The organism is Actinomadura viridis (genome assembly GCF_015751755.1).
Lineage (GTDB): Bacteria > Actinomycetota > Actinomycetes > Streptosporangiales > Streptosporangiaceae > Spirillospora > Spirillospora viridis.
This window is the reverse complement of the sequence record NZ_JADOUA010000001.1, coordinates 4,808,372-4,826,355: the sequence shown is the minus strand read 5'-3', so window position 1 is coordinate 4,826,355 and position 17,984 is coordinate 4,808,372. Positions and strand designations below refer to the sequence as shown.

At 70.5% G+C, this 17,984-nt stretch carries 17 protein-coding genes, 1 rRNA gene and 1 riboswitch; of the genes, 5 read left to right on the top strand and 13 right to left on the bottom strand.

Going from position 1 to position 17,984, the window contains the following annotated elements; all coding sequences use genetic code 11:
- From kdpB to kdpF, 3 genes are read right to left on the bottom strand one after another with little or no spacing between them, the layout of a single operon-like run.
- Positions 1–2,124, bottom strand: a complete 2,124-nt coding sequence (gene kdpB / locus IW256_RS22330; protein WP_197016477.1) for a potassium-transporting ATPase subunit KdpB — start codon at positions 2,122–2,124, stop codon at positions 1–3.
- 23 nt (positions 2,125–2,147) lie between these two features.
- Positions 2,148–3,815 carry a potassium-transporting ATPase subunit KdpA gene (gene kdpA, locus IW256_RS22325; RefSeq protein ID WP_197012830.1) on the bottom strand — a complete coding sequence of 556 codons (1,668 nt, stop codon included), beginning with the start codon at positions 3,813–3,815 and terminating at the stop codon, positions 2,148–2,150.
- Positions 3,815–3,904: a K(+)-transporting ATPase subunit F gene (kdpF, locus tag IW256_RS41350; protein ID WP_307829000.1), complete on the bottom strand. Its 90-nt coding sequence runs from the start codon at positions 3,902–3,904 to the stop codon at positions 3,815–3,817. Before kdpF ends, kdpA begins: the two co-directional genes overlap by 1 nt.
- 575 nt (positions 3,905–4,479) lie before the next feature.
- On the opposite strand from kdpF, the gene IW256_RS22315 reads away from it, so the two are divergent.
- Positions 4,480–4,932, top strand: coding sequence for an SH3 domain-containing protein (locus IW256_RS22315; protein WP_197012829.1), 453 nt, complete (start codon positions 4,480–4,482; stop codon positions 4,930–4,932).
- Between the two features lie 51 nt (positions 4,933–4,983).
- On the opposite strand, the gene IW256_RS42790 is transcribed toward IW256_RS22315, so the two are convergent.
- The 5 genes from IW256_RS42790 to IW256_RS22290 all read right to left on the bottom strand — a co-directional run bounded on the left by IW256_RS42790 (position 4,984) and on the right by IW256_RS22290 (position 9,982).
- Entirely contained in the window at positions 4,984–5,466 is a 483-nt protein-coding gene (locus tag IW256_RS42790; RefSeq protein ID WP_197012828.1) for a peptidoglycan recognition protein family protein, read from the bottom strand.
- A gap of 598 nt (positions 5,467–6,064) precedes the next feature.
- Positions 6,065–6,209, bottom strand: a riboswitch (cyclic di-AMP (ydaO/yuaA leader).
- Positions 6,210–6,367: 158 nt separating this feature from the next.
- Positions 6,368–7,396, bottom strand: a complete 1,029-nt coding sequence (locus tag IW256_RS22305) for a hemolysin family protein (protein ID WP_197012827.1) — start codon at positions 7,394–7,396, stop codon at positions 6,368–6,370.
- Positions 7,393–8,784, bottom strand: coding sequence for a hemolysin family protein (locus IW256_RS22300; RefSeq protein WP_197012826.1), 1,392 nt, complete (start codon positions 8,782–8,784; stop codon positions 7,393–7,395). The genes IW256_RS22305 and IW256_RS22300 overlap by 4 nt, the downstream gene beginning before the upstream one ends.
- A 182-nt stretch (positions 8,785–8,966) precedes the next feature.
- On the bottom strand, positions 8,967–9,746 hold the full coding sequence (locus IW256_RS22295) for a crotonase/enoyl-CoA hydratase family protein (protein ID WP_197012825.1): 780 nt from the start codon (positions 9,744–9,746) through the stop codon (positions 8,967–8,969).
- Positions 9,747–9,841: 95 nt separating this feature from the next.
- Positions 9,842–9,982 carry a hypothetical protein gene (locus IW256_RS22290; RefSeq protein WP_197012824.1) on the bottom strand — a complete coding sequence of 47 codons (141 nt, stop codon included), beginning with the start codon at positions 9,980–9,982 and terminating at the stop codon, positions 9,842–9,844.
- Between the two features lie 63 nt (positions 9,983–10,045).
- On the opposite strand from IW256_RS22290, the gene IW256_RS22285 reads away from it, so the two are divergent.
- Positions 10,046–10,645, top strand: a complete 600-nt coding sequence (locus tag IW256_RS22285) for a TetR/AcrR family transcriptional regulator (RefSeq protein WP_197012823.1) — start codon at positions 10,046–10,048, stop codon at positions 10,643–10,645.
- A 36-nt stretch (positions 10,646–10,681) separates the two neighbouring features.
- Here the strand turns inward: IW256_RS22285 and IW256_RS22280 are convergent, their stop codons facing one another.
- The 3 genes from IW256_RS22280 to IW256_RS22270 all read right to left on the bottom strand — a co-directional run bounded on the left by IW256_RS22280 (position 10,682) and on the right by IW256_RS22270 (position 12,675).
- Positions 10,682–11,038, bottom strand: a complete 357-nt coding sequence (locus IW256_RS22280; RefSeq protein ID WP_197012822.1) for an STAS domain-containing protein — start codon at positions 11,036–11,038, stop codon at positions 10,682–10,684.
- Positions 11,039–11,663: 625 nt separating this feature from the next.
- Entirely contained in the window at positions 11,664–11,885 is a 222-nt protein-coding gene (locus IW256_RS22275) for a hypothetical protein (RefSeq protein WP_197012821.1), read from the bottom strand.
- 322 nt (positions 11,886–12,207) lie between these two features.
- Entirely contained in the window at positions 12,208–12,675 is a 468-nt protein-coding gene (locus tag IW256_RS22270; RefSeq protein WP_197012820.1) for a hypothetical protein, read from the bottom strand.
- A 473-nt stretch (positions 12,676–13,148) separates the two neighbouring features.
- Here IW256_RS22270 and IW256_RS22265 point away from each other — a divergent pair, with 473 nt between their 5' ends.
- Positions 13,149–13,640, top strand: coding sequence for a metallophosphoesterase family protein (locus IW256_RS22265; RefSeq protein ID WP_197012819.1), 492 nt, complete (start codon positions 13,149–13,151; stop codon positions 13,638–13,640).
- Between the two features lie 13 nt (positions 13,641–13,653).
- Positions 13,654–14,505, top strand: a complete 852-nt coding sequence (locus tag IW256_RS22260; protein ID WP_197012818.1) for a crotonase/enoyl-CoA hydratase family protein — start codon at positions 13,654–13,656, stop codon at positions 14,503–14,505.
- A gap of 15 nt (positions 14,506–14,520) precedes the next feature.
- Here IW256_RS22260 and IW256_RS22255 read toward each other — a convergent pair whose 3' ends face one another.
- Positions 14,521–14,937, bottom strand: coding sequence for a DUF2752 domain-containing protein (locus IW256_RS22255; RefSeq protein WP_231403885.1), 417 nt, complete (start codon positions 14,935–14,937; stop codon positions 14,521–14,523).
- Between the two features lie 4 nt (positions 14,938–14,941).
- On the bottom strand, positions 14,942–15,256 hold the full coding sequence (locus IW256_RS22250; RefSeq protein WP_197012817.1) for a CD225/dispanin family protein: 315 nt from the start codon (positions 15,254–15,256) through the stop codon (positions 14,942–14,944).
- A gap of 1,065 nt (positions 15,257–16,321) precedes the next feature.
- Between IW256_RS22250 and IW256_RS22245 the strand changes: the two genes are divergently transcribed.
- Positions 16,322–17,839: ribosomal RNA gene (locus IW256_RS22245) — 16S ribosomal RNA — on the top strand.
- Positions 17,840–17,984 lie beyond the last annotated feature (145 nt).

The following is a 17,984-nucleotide window of genomic DNA, read 5'->3' as shown; positions in this document are numbered from 1 at the left end:
TCAGGACATCCCCGGAAGGAACTGGACGATGAGGTCGATGAGCTTGATGCCGATGAACGGGGCGACGATCCCGCCGGCCCCGTAGACGGCCAGGTTGCGCGACAGCAGTTGGGAGGCGTTGCTCGGCCGGTACTTCACCCCGCGCAGCGCCAGCGGGATCAGCGCGACGATGATCAGCGCGTTGAAGATCACCGCCGACAGGATCGCCGACTGCGGGCTGGACAGCCGCATGACGTTGAGGGCGTCCAGGCCGGGGAAGAGGGACACGAACAGCGCCGGGATGATCGCGAAGTACTTGGCGATGTCGTTGGCGATGGAGAAGGTCGTCAGCGCGCCCCGCGTGATCAGGAGCTGCTTGCCGATCTGGACGATCTCGATGAGCTTGGTGGGGTCGGAGTCCAGGTCGACCATGTTCCCGGCCTCCTTGGCGGCGGAGGTGCCGGTGTTCATGGCGACCCCGACGTCGGCCTGGGCGAGGGCCGGGGCGTCGTTGGTGCCGTCCCCGGTCATGGCGACCAGCCGGCCGCCCTCCTGCTCCTTCCTGATCAGGGCGAGCTTGTCCTCGGGCTTGGCCTCGGCCAGGAAGCCGTCCACCCCGGCCTCGTCCGCGATCGCCTTGGCGGTCAGCGGGTTGTCCCCGGTGATCATGACGGTGCGGATGCCCATCGCGCGCATCGCGTCGAACCGTTCCCGCATCCCCTGCTTGACGACGTCCTTGAGGTGGATCACGCCCAGCACCCGCGCGCCGCCGCCGTCGGACACGCCGACCGCGAGGGGAGTCCCGCCGGAGGCGGCGATGCCGTCCACGATCTGCCCGAGCCTCGGCGGCACGGTGCCGCCCCGCCCGCGCACCCATTCGGCGACCGCGCCGGCCGCGCCCTTGCGCAGGGACCGGTCCGCCCCTTCGTCGAGGTCCACCCCCGACATCCGGGTCTGCGCGGTGAACGCCACCCACCGCGCGTGGGACAGCTCTCCGGGCGTGCGTTCGCGCAGCCCGTAGCGCTGCTTGGCGAGGACGACGACCGAGCGTCCCTCGGGGGTCTCGTCGGCGAGGCTGGACAGCTGCGCCGCGTCGGCCAGCTCGTCCTCCGCGACCCCGTCCAGCGGGATGAACGCGGCGGCCTGCCGGTCGCCCAGGGTGATCGTGCCGGTCTTGTCGAGCAGCAGGGTGTCGACGTCGCCGGCCGCCTCGACGGCGCGTCCGCTCATGGCCAGCACGTTGCGCTGCACGAGCCGGTCCATCCCGGCGATGCCGATCGCCGACAGCAGCGCCCCGATGGTCGTTGGGATCAGGCACACCAGCAGGGACACCAGCACGATGCCGCCGACGCCGTGGGCGCCGAGCGCGAGCGAGTCCGGGACGCCGGGATTGGCGTTCTTGGAGTAGATCGCCAGCGGCTGGAGCGTGGCGGTGGCCAGCAGGAAGATGATCGTGAGCGCGGCGAGCAGGATGTTGAGGGCGATCTCGTTCGGCGTCTTCTGCCGGCTGGCGCCCTCCACCAGGGCGATCATCCGGTCGATGAAGCTCTCGCCCGGCCGCTGGGTCACCGTGACCACGATCCGGTCCGACAGGACCCTGGTGCCGCCGGTCACCGCGGAGCGGTCGCCGCCGGACTCGCGGATGACCGGGGCGGACTCGCCGGTGATCGCCGACTCGTCCACGCTGGCGATGCCCTCGACCACGTCCCCGTCCGCGGGGATGATCTGCCCGGCCTCCACGACGACGACGTCGCCCTGCCGGAGCTCGGGCGCCGGAACCGCTTCCTCGCGGACGTCCGTGGCGCCGGGCCGCCAGCCGGTGAGGCGGCGGGCCACCATGTCCCGCTTGGCGCGGCGGAGGGTGTCGGCCTGGGCCTTGCCGCGGCCCTCGGCCACGGCCTCGGCCAGGTTGGCGGAGATCACCGTGAGCCAGAGCCACACCACGACCAGCCAGGCGAACCAGCCCGGCCGGGCGATCGCCAGGATCGTGGACCACACCGCGCCGATCTCGACGATGAGCATGACCGGGTTGCGCCACAGCGTCCGCGGGTCCAGCTTGCGCGCCGCGTCCGGCAGCGACCGGAGCAGCCGCCCGGCGGCCGGCAGGCCGCTCCGGGCCGGGGATCTCGGAGGCTGCGCGGGCATCTGCGCGGTCGGTGTCGAGGACATCAGTGGATTCCTTCGGCCAGGGGCCCGAGCGCCAGCGCGGGCAGGAAGGTGAGAGCGACCAGGACGAGCGTCACCCCGGCGACCATGCCGACGAACTGCGGCCGGTGCGTGGGCAGGGTGCCCTCGGACTCGGGGGTGTGTCCCTGGCGGGCCAGCGACCCGGCCAGCGCCAGCACGAAGATGATCGGCAGGAAGCGCCCGAACGCCATGCACAGGCCCAGCGCGGTGTCGTACCAGACCGTGTCGACCGTCAGGCCGGCGAACGCCGATCCGTTGTTGTTGGAGGCTGAGGCGAAGGCGTACAGGACCTCCGAGAGCCCGTGCGGCCCGGAGTTGAGCATCCCCTGCCGGCCGCTCTCGGTCGCCATCGCGGCGGCGGTCCCGGCCAGTACCAGCGCCGGTGTGACCAGGAAGTACAGGGCGGCGAACTTGATCTCGCGGGGCCCGATCCGCTTGCCCAGGTACTCGGGGGTGCGGCCGACCATCAGCCCGGCCACGAACACCGTGATCACGGCGAGGACCAGCATGCCGTACAGCCCCGCCCCGACCCCGCCGGGCGCGACCTCGCCGAGCATCATGTTGACCATCGTCATCATGCCGCCGAGGCTGGTGTAGGAGTCGTGGAAGGAGTCCACGGCCCCGGTGGAGGTCAGCGTGGTCGCCGCGGCGAAGACCGCCGAGTTGAGCACCCCGAACCGGGTCTCGGTGCCCTCGGTGGCGGCGCCCACCGCGGTCGGCACGGTGCCGTGGTGCATGCCCTGGAAGAGCATGGTCAGCGAGATGCTGGCCAGCGCCAGCAGGCCCATCACCGCGGCGATCGCGTAGCCCTGCCGCACCTGCCCCACCATCCGGCCGAACGTGCGGGTGAGCGAGAACGGGATGAGCAGGATCAGGAAGATCTCCAGCCAGTTGGTCCAGGCGGTGGCGTTCTCGAACGGGTGCGCGGAGTTGGCGTTGTAGAAACCGCCGCCGTTGGTGCCCAGCTCCTTGATGGCCTCCTGCGAGGCCACCGGCCCGCCCGTCAGCGACTGGCTTCCCCCGGCGATCGTGTTCACCGTGTGCTGGGCGGGATCCCAGAAGTTCTGCACCACCCCGCCCGCGACCAGCACGATCGCCGCGGTGAACGCGATGGGCAGCAGGATCCGCAGCGACCCGCGGGTCAGGTCGACCCAGAAGTTGCCGAGCCGTTCGCTCTTCCGGCGGGCGAAACCCCGCACCAGCGCGATCGCGACGGCCATGCCGACCGCCGCCGACACGAAGTTCTGCACCGCCAGCCCGGCCATCTGCACCAGGTGACCCATCGTCGACTCGCCCGGGTACGACTGCCAGTTGGTGTTGGTCACGAAGCTGACCGCGGTGTTCCACGCCTGGTCCGGCTTCACCGGGCCGAACCCCAGGCTCAGCAGGAGGTGGTTCTGCAGGCGCTGGAAGCCGTACAGGAACAGCACGCCGATCACCGAGAAGGCCAGCACGCTGCGGGCGTAGACGCCCCACCTCTGCTCGGCCCGCGGATCGACTCCGATCAGCTTGTAGATCCAGCGCTCCACACGCGCGTGCCGGGTGCCGCTGTAGACCCGGTACATGTGGTCGCCCAAGGGTTTGTGGACCAGGACCAGGGCGAGCACGAGGGATCCCAGGAAAAGGATCCCGGCGGTCGTCGGGCTCACTAGAAACGCTCCGGAAAGAGAAGGGCCGCGACCAGGAACACGACCAGCAGCACGGCCAGGACGAGACCGACCACGTTCTCCACGGTCACAGTCGTTCGACCGCCTTCACGACCAGTGCGAACAGGGCGAAGATCGCCACTGTCAGCAGAATGAACGCCAGATCAGACATCTCTCGATTCCTTGTCGGGTGACGGAGGAGGCCACGCGGTTCCGGGAAGCGACCCGGTCGTGGGGCGCCGGCCAAACCCCCTCGCCGCGCCGTCCCTCACTTCATGGCACTCAAGGAGTAAACGGCATTTTCTGGGCATTTCCCGACGTCTTAACGCGGTCTTAGCGCCCGCGGCCTCGCGCTTAACGCCCCCCTAACGCCCCCCTGGCGCCCTGACATGCGATCTCCGCGTCCAGCCCTCCGGTGCCGTTGCCAGGGGTGGCGGCGGTGCCTGGCCGACAAGACACCATGTACCAGGACTTGAACGCACAAATGACCAACAATTCCGCACGTGAACGTCTCTTTGCCGCGGAATGGTGAATTTCCAGTTCTGATCGGTCCTGCCGGTGCGAATGTTTATGGCCAGGGAGCCGTCCGGCGGCGGAGAGCCGGGAAGCTGAAACGAGAGGACGGCGTGGCGACGCCCGGCATCGGGGGAGATCAGAGGAGAGGGAAATGGGTGTGCGTACCGGCCTTTTTCTGGCCGCCACCGGGATCGCGGCCGGCGGGTTCGCGGTCCCGGCAGCCGAGGCCGCCGGGACGGAACGGGCGCGGGCGCAGGTGCTCTGCCGGTACGTGGTCACACCGGTCAGCCCCGAGAGGGAGACCGTGGACGTCTTCGCGGGACCGGGCAGGGACTTCCCGAGGATCCGGCAGGCGAAGGCGGGCACGACCATCACGGTCTACTGCGTGCCGAGGAACGGCTACTTCCTGATCAACCCGGAGAACCAGGAGCAGCCCGGCGGCTTCATCTACTACAGATATCTGGCACCGGTCCAAGGCGTCGAGGCCGGCGGCGGCGGGACGTCCGGAGGGGCGCGCCCGATGCTCGCCGCGGCGGGCGCCGCCGCGGTCGCGCTGGGCGGTCTCATGGCCATGGCGCCGCGGGCCAGGAGGCGGAACTCCTGACGCGGGCCGGGCGGCCTCCGCCGGTCCCCGGGCGAGGTCACGGGCGGCACCTCAAGGGACCAGTTTCGCCACCTCGGCGCGGAGGCGCGGAAGCGTCGGGGCGAACTCGTAGCCGCAGCAGTCGGTGTCGTTGAACCTCATGTGAGGGACGATGGCTTCGCGGGGGTCGAGGCGGTACTGCCTGCACAGCCAGGCGCACATCTGGGTGAGGGACCTCAGCAGCTGCCGGGGCGGCATGACACTGTTGTAGGTGCCCTCGCATTCGATGCCGACCGTGTAGTCGTTCGCCCCGCCGACGTGCGTGCCGATCACCATCGCGCCCCGGCGGGCGGCGGCGAGGCTGCCCGTCCGTCCCTCCATGACGTGACCGCCGCGGCTGATGGTGAAGTGCTGGCCCGTGTCGCCCCAGCCCTGCGCCATGTGGGCGCGCTGGATCGCGCGGGCGATGTGGTGGCCCTGTGCCACCGAGAAGTCGCTGACGTTCGCGGTGAAGGTGTGGTGGACCACGATGTACCTGGGCGCGCGCGAGAGCACGGTCGGCTTCCGCCTGGGGCTGCGCGCTCCCCACTGCCCGACCGTATGGATCTTCGGGGCAGCGCCGCGCGGCCTGGGGGCGTCCGCTCGGGAGCCGGTCTCCTCCGGAGCCGGGTCCTCCGACGACGTCGCCGCTGCGGGCCGGACGTTCCGTTCCGGCGAAGGACGCAACGCGCTGGTGACGCCGACCACACCGCCTGCCGCGAGGACGCAGCCGCCGAGCAGGACGGAACGGCGCGCGAGGTTGTGATCAGGAAAGAGGTGGGGGCGATCGGGGCCTTGACTGTCCACTGGGGGTTCCTCGAGAGGTCGCCCGGACACGGGTGACGGCGAGAGAGGGCATGCCGGCATGGGCGTGCCTTGCCAGGACCGCGTCAGGGAGGGGGTGATGTTCTCCGCCGGGCCGGCGGCTCAATGACCGCGTTCACCCTGCTCTCCCCGCCGCACGTCGGGTCGTGAGGGGTGTGGGGCGGGAGCGGGGAACGGCGCCGTCAGTTCATCGGTGGGGGGTGGTCCGCCACTCTGGTGGTGGCCGGTGCCCTGCCGGGACCTGGGCGCGATGGCCGGCGCCCGTTGACGGGAACGATTCCCTCATGATCTCTCCTCTCCTTGACGCCGACCGGGTTAGCTGACGGGTTCGGGCCAGGAGAAGGCCCTACCGCGGCGGGACGCCGCGGATTCACCCCGAAGACCGTGGGTCCCCGGCTCCCACATTGGGTGGTGGGATTAGGCGTATGGCCGCCGATCCCCTTCCGGGGAGCCGCCGGCTTTCTACGGACCATAGGAGATGACCTGCGGAAACGCCAAGTCATCCCAGGTAAAATCAAAGGATGATCTACCGTGCGCGTTCATGGGCGGCGGCGTCCGCGCCGTCGCCGCCGCGGACGCCGCCGGCGGCGCGTCAGGGGGCCGGTACGGGCGTGCCGTTCCCGGAGCGGGGGAACAGCCGGCGCAGCACGTCGGTGATGGTGACGACGCCCCGTACCGAGCCGTCCTCGATGACGAGGGCCAGCTGGTTGCTGGTCTCGCGCATCCGGGTCAGCGTCGCGTAGACGGTCGTGTCGGCCGGGATCAGGAAGGCGGGCCGGACCAGGTGGCCGATGCCCGCGGTCTCGGGTTCGGTCAGCGTGTCGCGTACGTGCACCACGCCCCAGGCGGTGCCGGGCCCGGGCACCAGGATGCGCAGGTGCCCGGAGGAGTGGGCGGCCTCCTGGACGTCGGCCACGGTCGCCTCCGGGTCGACCGCGGTCGGCCTGGAGCCCGGCCTGACCAGGTCGCCGATCCGCAGGTCCTGGAGGTCCAGGGCCTCCGACAGCTGGGCCGAGTAGCCGGCGTCCAGCGCGCCGACGTTGGCGGAGTGCTCGACCAGGTGGCGCAGCGCGTCGGGGTCCTGGCCGGAGTCGACCTGGTCGGCGGCCTCGACGCCGACCAGGCGCAGGCACCGGTTGGCCGCCTCGTTGAGGGCGCGCAGCAGCGGGCGGGTCAGCCACATGAAGCCGCGCATCGGCAGCGCCAGCATCGTGGCCGACCGCTCCGGGTGGGCGATGGCCCAGGACTTGGGCGCCATCTCACCGATCACCAGGTGCAGGAACGTGACGATCACCAGCGCCAGCACGAAGCCCGCCGCGTCGGCCAGCCACAGCGGCGCGCTCCAGGACGTGAACAGCGGGGTCAGCCAGTGGTGCACGGCCGGCTTGGTGATCGCGCCGAGGGCCAGGGTGCAGATCGTGATGCCCAGCTGCGCGCCGGCCAGCAGCACCGTCAGCTCCGACGCGCTGCGCAGCGCCGCCCGCGCCGAGCGGCTGGACGGCGCGGCGTCCTCCAGCCGGTGGCGCTTGGCGGCGATGAGCGCGAACTCCACCGCGACGAAGAAGGCGCTCAGCGCGATGATCGCGACCGTGGCGGCCAGGACGACCCACGGGTTGCTCATCGGTCCGCTCCCTTCCGGTGCTCCGCGGCCTCGGCGGGTTCGCCGGGCGTGACCACCTGGAGCCGGACGGACGCGGGCACGTGGTCGCCGACCTCCAGCACCTCGACGCGCAGGAACCGCGGCGGCGGGTGGTCGGTGTGCGCGAGGTCGGCGGGGTCGGCGGGCAGTTCGATGTCGAGTTCGGTTCCGGCGTCGGGCAGCGCCCCGTACGCGGAGATCACCAGGCCCGCGATCGTCTCGTAGTCGCCCTCGGGCAGCCGGTGGTCGATGGTCCGCTCGACCTCGTCGATGTGGAAGCCGCCGGGGATGATCCACGCCTCCCCGGCGGCGGTGGCGGTGGGCTCGTCCTCGCCGGCGTCGTGCTCGTCGGTGATCTCGCCGACCAGTTCCTCGGCCAGGTCCTCCAGCGTCACGATGCCGGCGAAGCCGCCGAACTCGTCGACGACGCAGGCCATCTGGCTCCGGTCGCCCGACAGCCGGTCCAGCGCCGCGGGCAGCGTCATCAGCGTCGACAGCACCGTGGCCGGGCGCATGATCGAGGAGATCGGCGCGGCGGGGTCGGCCGCGGTCAGCACGTCGTCCAGATGGGCCACCCCGGCGACGCGCTCGCGCTCGTCCAGGATCGGGTACCGGGAGTGGCCGGTGCTCATCATCCGCCGGACCTCGCCGACGGTCGCGGTGCCGTCCACGGTGTCGGCCTGGGAGCGCGGGATCATGGCGTGCTCGACGTCGCGGCGCGGGAAGTCCAGGATGCGGTCCAGCAGGATCGACAGGTCGGGCGGCAGGTCGCCGCTGCGCCGGGAGTCGGCCACGATGTGCGCGAGGTCCCGTTCGGTCGCCGCGTGCTCCACGTCGTGCACCGGCTCGATGCGCAGGAGCCGCAGCAGGACGTTCGACGACTGGTCGAACACCCAGATCAGCCAGCCGAACGCCTTCAGGTAGAGCAGCGTGGAGCGTGACAGCCACCGCGCCACGGGCTCGGGGCGGGAGATGGCCAGGTTCTTGGGGAAGAGCTCGCCGAACACCATCTGCACGAGGGTCGACAGCGCCAGCGCGAGGACCGTGCCGACCGCCACCCCGGCGGCCTGCGGGACCCCGGCCCCGCCGAGGATGTCGCCCAGGGCCCGGCCGATCAGCGGCTCGGCCACGTACCCGACCAGCAGGCCGGTCACGGTGATGCCGAGCTGCGCGCCCGACAGCATGAACGAGGTGCGCCGCGTCACGGCCAGCGCGCGTCCGGCGGCCCGGTCACCGGACCCGGCGCGGGCACCGAGCCGGGACCGGTCCACGGCCATGTAGGCGAATTCCTGGGCGACGAAGTAGCCGGTCAGCGCGGTGATCAGTAGGACGACGGCCAGGCCGAGGAGCAGGGAGAGTACCGTGATCAACGGGTTCCCGCCCGGCTCGGCGTTCGTCGGTCGTCAGCGGCGGTGGCAGGAGATCGATGGTCCATGTGTCTCTCTGGTCGGATGGATCAATCATCACAACGACGTGTGACCTGGGCAAGTTCCTCGAAATCGACCCTGCCCGCAAGATCCCCGTCCACGCGCCGCGACGCGCCGCTCATCTTTTACTCCGCGGGGGCTCCGGTGGTGAACGAGCCGTGCCGGCCCTCGCCCGCGGCGAAGCGGGCCGCTCCGGCGGCGGCGTCCGCGGCCAGCGAGACCTGGCCGTGCCGGAACTCGGCGGCCAGCGCCTCCGCTTCGCCCAGCCCGTGCTGGTCGAGGACCGAGGCGCGGTCCCGGCGCATGCAGGTCTGCGGGAACGCGGCGAGCCGGGCGGCCAGCTCGCTGGCGGCCTCCAGCGCCCGCCCGGCGGGGACCAGTCGGTTGGCCAGCCCGATGTCGTACGCCTCGGCGGCGTCCACGGGCCGGCCGGTGAGGATGAGGTCCATCGCGCGGCTCTCCCCGATCAGCCGGGGGAGCCGTACGGTGCCGCCGTCGATCAGGGGCACGCCCCAGCGGCGGCAGAACACCCCGAAGACGGCGGTCTCGTCCGCGACCCGCAGGTCCGCCCAGAGCGCCAGCTCGAGACCGCCGGCCACGGCGTGCCCGCTGACCGCCGCGATCACGGGCTTGGACAGGCGCATCCGGGTCGGGCCCATGGGACCGTCGCCGCCGGGCGCGACGCGGTTGCCCGATCCGGCGCTGAACGCCTGGAGATCCGCGCCCGCGCAGAAGGTGCCGCCCTTCCCGTACAGGACGGCCACGGAGGCTCCGGGGTCGTCGTCGAAGGCGCGGAAGGCACCGGCGAGGGCCTCCGCGGTGGCACGGTCCACGGCGTTGCGGCGTTCCGGGCGGTCGATGCCGATCAGGGTCACGGGCCCGTCCTGGCTCGTCTCGACGGTCATCGCGCGTCCTCCCGGCCGGCCCACAACGACTCGCGCAGCGCGCGCCGCAGCACCTTCCCGACCGGGGAGAGCGGGATGGCCTCGACGCCGCGGACTCAGTAGGGCAGCACGAACGTGCCGCTGCGGTTGGAGGCCTGGTCGACCTCGCTGAACGTGAGCCGCCGGGCACCGTCCACGACCGCGGTGCGCGGCCCGAACCGCGCGGCTCCGCGGCGCACCAGATCCACTGCCAGCATGTCCTGCCCCGCCTCCCTGAAAACAGTCCGTCTGGACGGTTTATTGGTCGGTACCATCGTGGAGTGCCGGAACGTCCACGTCAACAGCGTTGGGAACGTACGAGGGCGGCGCTGCTGGAGGCCGCCGTCACCGTCCTGGTCGAGGACGGCTACGCCCGGACGACCCTTCAGGAGGTGCAGAGCCGCGCCGAGGTGTCGCGGGGCGCGCTGCTCCACCACTTCGGGTCGAAGGCCGAGCTGCTCGCCGCCGCGATCCACCACATCGCCGGGCGGCAGGTGGAGCACGTCCGCGAGGGGGCCCGGGCACTGCCCGGGGGCGAGGAGCGCACCGGTGCGGCGCTCGCCCTCTTCCGGGAGGTCATGTCGGGGCCGTTGTTCCTGGCCGGGCTCGAACTGTGGCTGGCCGCCCGTACCGATGAGGCGCTGCGGGACGCGCTCCTGCCGGCCGAGCGCGAGATCGGGCGGGCCCTGCACGAGGTGTTCGCCGACGCCTTCCCGGGCCTGGCGGCCGGCGACGGGCGGGGAGCGGTCCGGTACGAGTCGCTGCTGGCCCTCCTGCGCGGCCTCGCGCTCACCAGCGTGCTGCGCTCGGACCGGGAGATCGAGGACGAGGTGCTGCGGCTGTGGGAGGAGGAGGCGCGGCGCGGCGCGCGCGGCGGCTGACGCGGGCCCGCCCCGCGGCGGCGGCCGGGGGAGGGATCAGGCGAGATCGGCCAGCATGGCGCGTGCGGAATCGAGGTCGGGCGCCAGGGGGACCCGCCGGGTGACGCCGGCGATGTCGCACACCCGGCGGACGATGCCGTCCCAGGGCAGCACCACCACCATCGGGACGCCGGCGGCGTCGGCGCGGCGCTGCGCGCGGAAGATCATGTTGGGCCCGCTCGAATCGCAGAACGTGCATTCCCTGAGATCGAGGACGAGTCCCGGCGTCCCGGTGCGCAGCAGCCGCAGCGCTTCGCGCAGGAGTGCCTCGCCGTTGCTCAGATCGACCTCTGGGGGGAAGGTGACCACCCCGGGAACGCTGGTCTCGGGGACGGGCGCGGCACTGGCGTTCATCGCTGGGCGCTCCCTTCCGGGCCGTCGTCGGCCCCATCGCCGGTCGCTCGCTTCGTCCCCGCTGGGGTACGTGAGTTGGACTTTAAACCCCAAACCTGAACGGAAGCTGAAAGAAACGGTCAAGTTGGCGCAGTGTTCTGGTCATGACCGGAAGGGGTCATGAGCCTGGTGAGAACCGCGCGGGAGGTGTGCTGATGCGACACTGCCGGCAGGGCAGAGGCAAGGGTGCACGTGACTCACGTGCGCCGGCGAGGTCCGGGCCCGCCGGGCGCCCCCCGGTGGGAGCGGCGCGTCGGACCGTGTCGCGATGCGGTGGCGCGGCGGATGCCTCCGCACCCCGGCAGCGTTTCCATGAATTCGGTGCGCGCAATGGCGCGGCATGTGCGTTTCGCGGGCGCCGAAACAATCATGACCGGGAATGCCGGACCGTTCCCGGGCGGGCCGGTATATTCCGCCGCCGCCGGGGCGTCCTGCCATGCGCGCCCGCGCCCTTCTCCCGTCTCCGGGCGGGCGGACCGCGCAGCCGCCGCCCGGCACGGCAGGATCACGCTCGGCCGCTCCGCGCCCCCACGGTCCCGCCGGTCCCCGCCGCGGGCCGTGCCCCTCTCGGCTGCCGGACGGCTCGTCAACGCCGCCCTTCGAAGCTGCGCTTCCGCAGGTCGGTGGCCTTGTGGGCGGAGTGCTCGCGACCCAGCAGCCAGGCGGTGAGGGTGGCGTGGTAGGCGTCGAGCGAACGGATCAGGGCCCGGCGGTCGGCCGGTTGCATCGGGATCGCGGCGATCTTGTGACGCAGGTCGTCACGGGCCGCCTCCCACGACTCGCGGAGCTTTCCGGTCGCGTTGCTCATGTCCCCGACCGTAACAGGCGGCGGCCCCGAAACTGAAAAGATCTACCTACCCGGACCATTATCCATGACGGAAAAGTGATCATTTCCAGGTGCGGGAATTGGTATTCCGCCGAGGGTGCGGCGGGCGTGCGCGGATGGGCCATTTCCACCGGGCCGGCGCCCGCCCCCGTCCCGGCCTGCCGGAACGGGGGCGGGCCGGGCGGACGGTGGGGTGGGAATGGGGGCAGACCGTCCGCCCGGCCCTGGGACCGGCCCGTCCGGTGAGGCCGCGCCTCACTCTCCCGGGCCGGTGGCCGACCCGTTCACGCGGGCCGGCCGTGGCTCACCCCGGCCGGTAGCCGATGACGCCGGAGGCGAGCATGCCGGTGGCCGCCGCCCTCCGCAGCCGCGCGTCGGCGGACGCGGTGTCCTCGGCGATGGCGATGGACCCCGCGAACAGGACCAGGCAGCCCAGCCGGGACGCGGCCTCGGCCCAGCCGGGCGGCGCGCCGAGCCGTTCGACCCGGCAGAACGGCCGCGCCGGATCGTCCCGCGGGCTGCGCACGGTCAGCGTCCCCCGGCCGCCGAACTCGGCCAGCCAGCCCGGCACGAGCGGGACGAGCAGCTCGCGCATGTCGGTGACCAGGTCGAGGCCGCCGCCCAGGCACGCGGCCATCAGCGCGGTGACCTCCTCCCCGGGCTCGTCGCGGCGGGGGACGGGCGTCGCCGCCGCGTCGTCCAGGAACACCAGCGGCACGTCGCCCCCGGGCATGGGCATCATCGTCAGCAGGACGTCGAGGTCGAAGGTCATCGTGGCCCGCGTCCCCCGACGGCCTCCCGGTCCTCCGCGGTCGTCCATCCGCGACCCCCTGTCCGTACGGTGAGGCGACCAGGCCCTGGACCGGTGCAAGGGAGTGGTCATCCTCCTCGGGCCCGGCCGCCTCCTCCGGCTCCCCGTCGCGCCGATCCCCCCGGTGGACCCGGCCTGGGGCGGACGGCCGGATCCTTGGCGCGGACAGGGATTCGACGGTAACTCCGCAGGTCACGGAGGTGAAGTGACTGGATCCTTACAGTTGTTTCCCACCCGAGTCCGGGAGCCGCGGTGGCTAAATCATGTCCGGTGCTCCGGGCGCACCGAGGCCCTCGACGGAACCGCGCGGCAAAGGGATCGACCGTTCGGGGCCTCACGGAAGGCACCGTGGCCGACATGACACTGTCCAGCGGGACATCTCCCAGAGTGACGCGGATGACCATCATTCCGGCCGGACGGGGTAGAACGGCAAGGTGAACGTGGTCGTGCTCTCCGACACCCATGCGCCCCGCCGCTGGCGCTCCTGCCCGCCCGCGGTCGCCGCGCACCTGCGGAAGGCCGACCTCATCCTGCACGCCGGGGACGTCTGCACCGCCGGAGTACTCGACGAACTCGCCGGGTACGCCCCGGTCCACGCCGTCCTCGGCAACAACGACGGCCCCGACGTCGCCGCCTGGGGCGCCCCGGAACGGCTCGAACTGGACCTCGACGGCGTCACCGTCGCGATGGTCCACGACAGCGGCCTGGCACAGGGGCGGATCGCCCGGATGCGCCGCTGGTTCCCCGCCGCGGACCTGGTCGTCTTCGGCCACTCCCACATACCGCTCGACGACAGCGACGGCGACCTGCGGATCTTCAACCCGGGTTCGCCCACCGACCGCCGCCGCCAGCCCCGTGGAACGCTGGGCCTGCTCGACATCCGGGACGGCCGTCTGATAGACGCGGAGATCGTTCCCGTGACCTGACCGAGGAGTCCCCATGACCGAACGCGTCACCGTGAGCGTGGACGGCGACGGCGTCGCCGACGTGCGGCTCAACCGTCCCGACAAGCTCAACGCCCTGGACCTGGCCATGTTCGACGCCCTCGCCGAGACCGGCGACAGGCTGGCCGCCGACACGTCGGTCCGGGCCGTCGTCCTCTCGGGCGAGGGGCGTTCGTTCTGCGCCGGCCTGGACGTCGCCAACTTCACCGCCATGGCGGGTGGGGGACTGGCCGGTGCGGACGGCGCGGACGGCGCCCGGATCGGGCGGCTGACCCGCGACATCGTCGATCGGGAACCGGGGCGCATCACCAACCTCGCCCAGCAGGCCGTGCACGTCTGGCGCGAGCTTCCCCAGCCGGTCGTCGCCGCGATCGCCGGGCACGCCCTCGGCGGCGGGCTGCAGCTCGCGCTGGGCGCCGACCTGCGGATCGCCGCCCCGGACGCGCGGCTGTCGGTCCTGGAGATCCGGTGGGGCCTGGTCCCCGACATGACCGGTACTGCGGCCCTGGTCCGCCTGGTCGGGGACGACGTCGCCAAGGAACTGACGTTCACCGGCCGCATGGTCTCCGGGGAGGAGGCGGCGCGGCTCGGCCTGGTGACCCGTACCGCCGAGGATCCGCACGCCGCCGCGCTGGAACTGGCCCGCGAGATCGCCGGCCGCAACCCGGACGCCATCCGGGCCGCCAAGCGGCTGCTCAACCGGGCCACCGACGGCGCCGACCTGCCCGGCCAGCTCCTGGAGGAGTCGCGCGCCATGGGCGCGCTGATCGGGTCGCCCAACCAGACCGAGGCCGTGGTCGCCTACTTCGAGAAGAGGCCGCCGGTCTTCGGCGAACCACGCCCGTGACCCCGTCCGGCCGGCTCACGCGGCCAGGAACGCCCCGAACGGCAGGTTCCGCACCAGCCAGAAGATCATGATCAGTGCGAAGAGCAGCCAGATCAGCCGCGGATCAGCGGCCCTGGTCCGCGCCGGACGGCCGCGCGCCCGCGCGACCGTCCAGCGCAGCCAGAAGAACGCCAGCAGCGGCACCATGGCCACGGTGAAGACGTTCAGCGCCACGGCATCGGTGAACTGCCCGTGGGCCAGTGCGTGCAGGGTGCGCAGCGAGCCGCAGCCCGGACACTGGTACCCCGTCAGCGCCAGGAAGGGACAGGTCGGATAGTGGCCCTGCTCGTTGGGGTCGACGACGGCCACGAACGCCACGACGGCGGCTGCCGCCACGAGGACGCCCGCGGGAGCCCGGAGCCCGCGGGCCGCCATGATCGGGGCCGTCCGCATCAGATCAGTAGGTGTAGCCCGGGCCGCTGTCCACCGCGAACATGACGATCGCGTAGATGATGCTGCCGATCAGGCCCACCACCGCAGCGACGATCGCCCAGGTCTTGGCGTTGTTGGACGCCTTCAGCGCGCCCTGGTGATCGCCGGCCTGCCACTTGGAGTTCACCTGCGCCGCGAACACGATCGACACGACCCCCGCGGGGAGGCAGCAGAAGATGGTCGTCAGGATGGCCCAGACGAGGTGATTGGGCGGGGGAGCGGACTGGGGGTAGCCACCTTGGGGGTAGCCACCCTGACCGGGCGGCGGGTAGTAGCTCACTGGCGAGACCTCCGAAGCGTGTGATGCGGTGGTTAAGACGGTCCCTTATTCGGATCGATTGGGGAATCCCTGGACGAAGGCCGCCTTCAGACATCCTTCTTGCGCCGGAGGTGGAGCCCGGCGCTGGACGCGGCGGCGACCCGAAGCTCCCGCTCACCCCCGTCCGCCCCCGGCAAGACGTCACCGACCTTTGCCCCGTCCATGCTCTCGGTCGGATGATCTAGACCTTCCCGCAGGTCTCCGGAGAAAACCCCGCATCGGCGCCCGGCTGCCCAGGATCCCGTGGACGATCTCGCGGCTCGTGAGGCCGGCCGTCCACGCCCCGTCGCCACCGGGCTCCGCTGGCCTGCCTCTACCGGGCGCGGTACCGGCAGGGCAGGGACGGTCCATGGACAGCGGCTGCTTCGCCGGCCCTGCCGGCTCGGCCGGATCATGCTGAGCCCGGTCGAAGATCCAGGGCCCGCGAGGCCGGTGGCGTCGGCTCGTCCGCGGCCGGCACGTCCACCCGCCCGTCGATTTGACGTGGCTGTCCGGACCGCATACCTTAACTCCTCGTCCCTTGAAGACACGTGACGCCATCGTGCATGGCGGCCGGTTCAAGGGGTAACCATCCTCGATCAAGCCGGTGCGGCTTCGCCGTGCCATGCCCGCGGATGGGTCGGGAAGGCTCGATTTTGACAATCGGGCCGGATCTGATGAAATAGCGACAACGCCCGGAAGGGACCGCGCAAGCGGATCCGGAAAGGCAAATCGGAAAAGCGCGGAATTGACAAGCCGAGCGGATCTGATAAAGTTAAAGAGTCGCCCCGGGGCGGGAAACGCGAAAGCGAGTCCAGCACGGTGGGTGTCCGTTTCTTGAGAACTCAACAGCGTGTTAAAAGCCAGTGCCTTTATCGGTCCGGCGGTAGCCGGGCCGCCCCGTGGCCATGACCTTGTGGGGTTGTGGTCGGGGATTTCTTTGAGGCAATACGCGTGGCCTCTTCGGGGGTTGCGTGTTTGCTGGGATTGTTTTTCCTGAGGTTTGGCGGTTCGTGGGGTTCGCCCCCTGCGGGTCGTCGTTGGACCTTAATGGAGAGTTTGATCCTGGCTCAGGACGAACGCTGGCGGCGTGCTTAACACATGCAAGTCGAGCGGAAAGGCCCCTTCGGGGGTACTCGAGCGGCGAACGGGTGAGTAACACGTGAGCAACCTGCCCCTGACTCTGGGATAAGCCTGGGAAACCGGGTCTAATACCGGATATGACCACCGTCCGCATGGGCTGGTGGTGGAAAGTTTTTCGGTTGGGGATGGGCTCGCGGCCTATCAGCTTGTTGGTGGGGTGATGGCCTACCAAGGCGACGACGGGTAACCGGCCTGAGAGGGCGACCGGTCACACTGGGACTGAGACACGGCCCAGACTCCTACGGGAGGCAGCAGTGGGGAATCTTGCGCAATGGGCGGAAGCCTGACGCAGCGACGCCGCGTGAGGGATGACGGCCTTCGGGTTGTAAACCTCTTTCAGCACCGACGAAGCTAACGTGACGGTAGGTGCAGAAGAAGCGCCGGCTAACTACGTGCCAGCAGCCGCGGTAATACGTAGGGCGCAAGCGTTGTCCGGAATTATTGGGCGTAAAGAGCTCGTAGGCGGTTTGTTGCGTCCGTCGTGAAAGCCCACGGCTTAACTGTGGGTCTGCGGTGGATACGGGCAGACTAGAGGCAGGTAGGGGAGCATGGAATTCCCGGTGTAGCGGTGAAATGCGCAGATATCGGGAGGAACACCGGTGGCGAAGGCGGTGCTCTGGGCCTGTACTGACGCTGAGGAGCGAAAGCGTGGGGAGCGAACAGGATTAGATACCCTGGTAGTCCACGCCGTAAACGTTGGGCGCTAGGTGTGGGGTTCTTCCACGGATTCCGCGCCGTAGCTAACGCATTAAGCGCCCCGCCTGGGGAGTACGGCCGCAAGGCTAAAACTCAAAGGAATTGACGGGGGCCCGCACAAGCGGCGGAGCATGTTGCTTAATTCGACGCAACGCGAAGAACCTTACCAAGGCTTGACATTGCCGGAAAACCTGCAGAGATGTGGGGTCCTTTTTGGGCCGGTGACAGGTGGTGCATGGCTGTCGTCAGCTCGTGTCGTGAGATGTTGGGTTAAGTCCCGCAACGAGCGCAACCCTCGTTCCATGTTGCCAGCACTTCGGGTGGGGACTCATGGGAGACCGCCGGGGTCAACTCGGAGGAAGGTGGGGATGACGTCAAGTCATCATGCCCCTTATGTCTTGGGCTGCAAACATGCTACAATGGCCGGTACAGAGGGCTGCGATACCGTGAGGTGGAGCGAATCCCTTAAAGCCGGTCTCAGTTCGGATCGAAGTCTGCAACTCGACTTCGTGAAGTCGGAGTCGCTAGTAATCGCAGATCAGCAACGCTGCGGTGAATACGTTCCCGGGCCTTGTACACACCGCCCGTCACGTCACGAAAGTCGGCAACACCCGAAGCCCGTGGCCCAACCACTTGTGGGGGGAGCGGTCGAAGGTGGGGCCGGCGATTGGGACGAAGTCGTAACAAGGTAGCCGTACCGGAAGGTGCGGCTGGATCACCTCCTTTCTAAGGAGCATTCAGCTGGCCGTGTCCTGGTTCGTCCAGGTGCGGTCGGTGGCCGCTGTTGGCAGCGAATGTCTGTCAGGTGGCTGCTCATAGATGTGGAGCACTGGTTATTCATTGCCGCTGTGGTGCGGCCCGGTTGGTACCG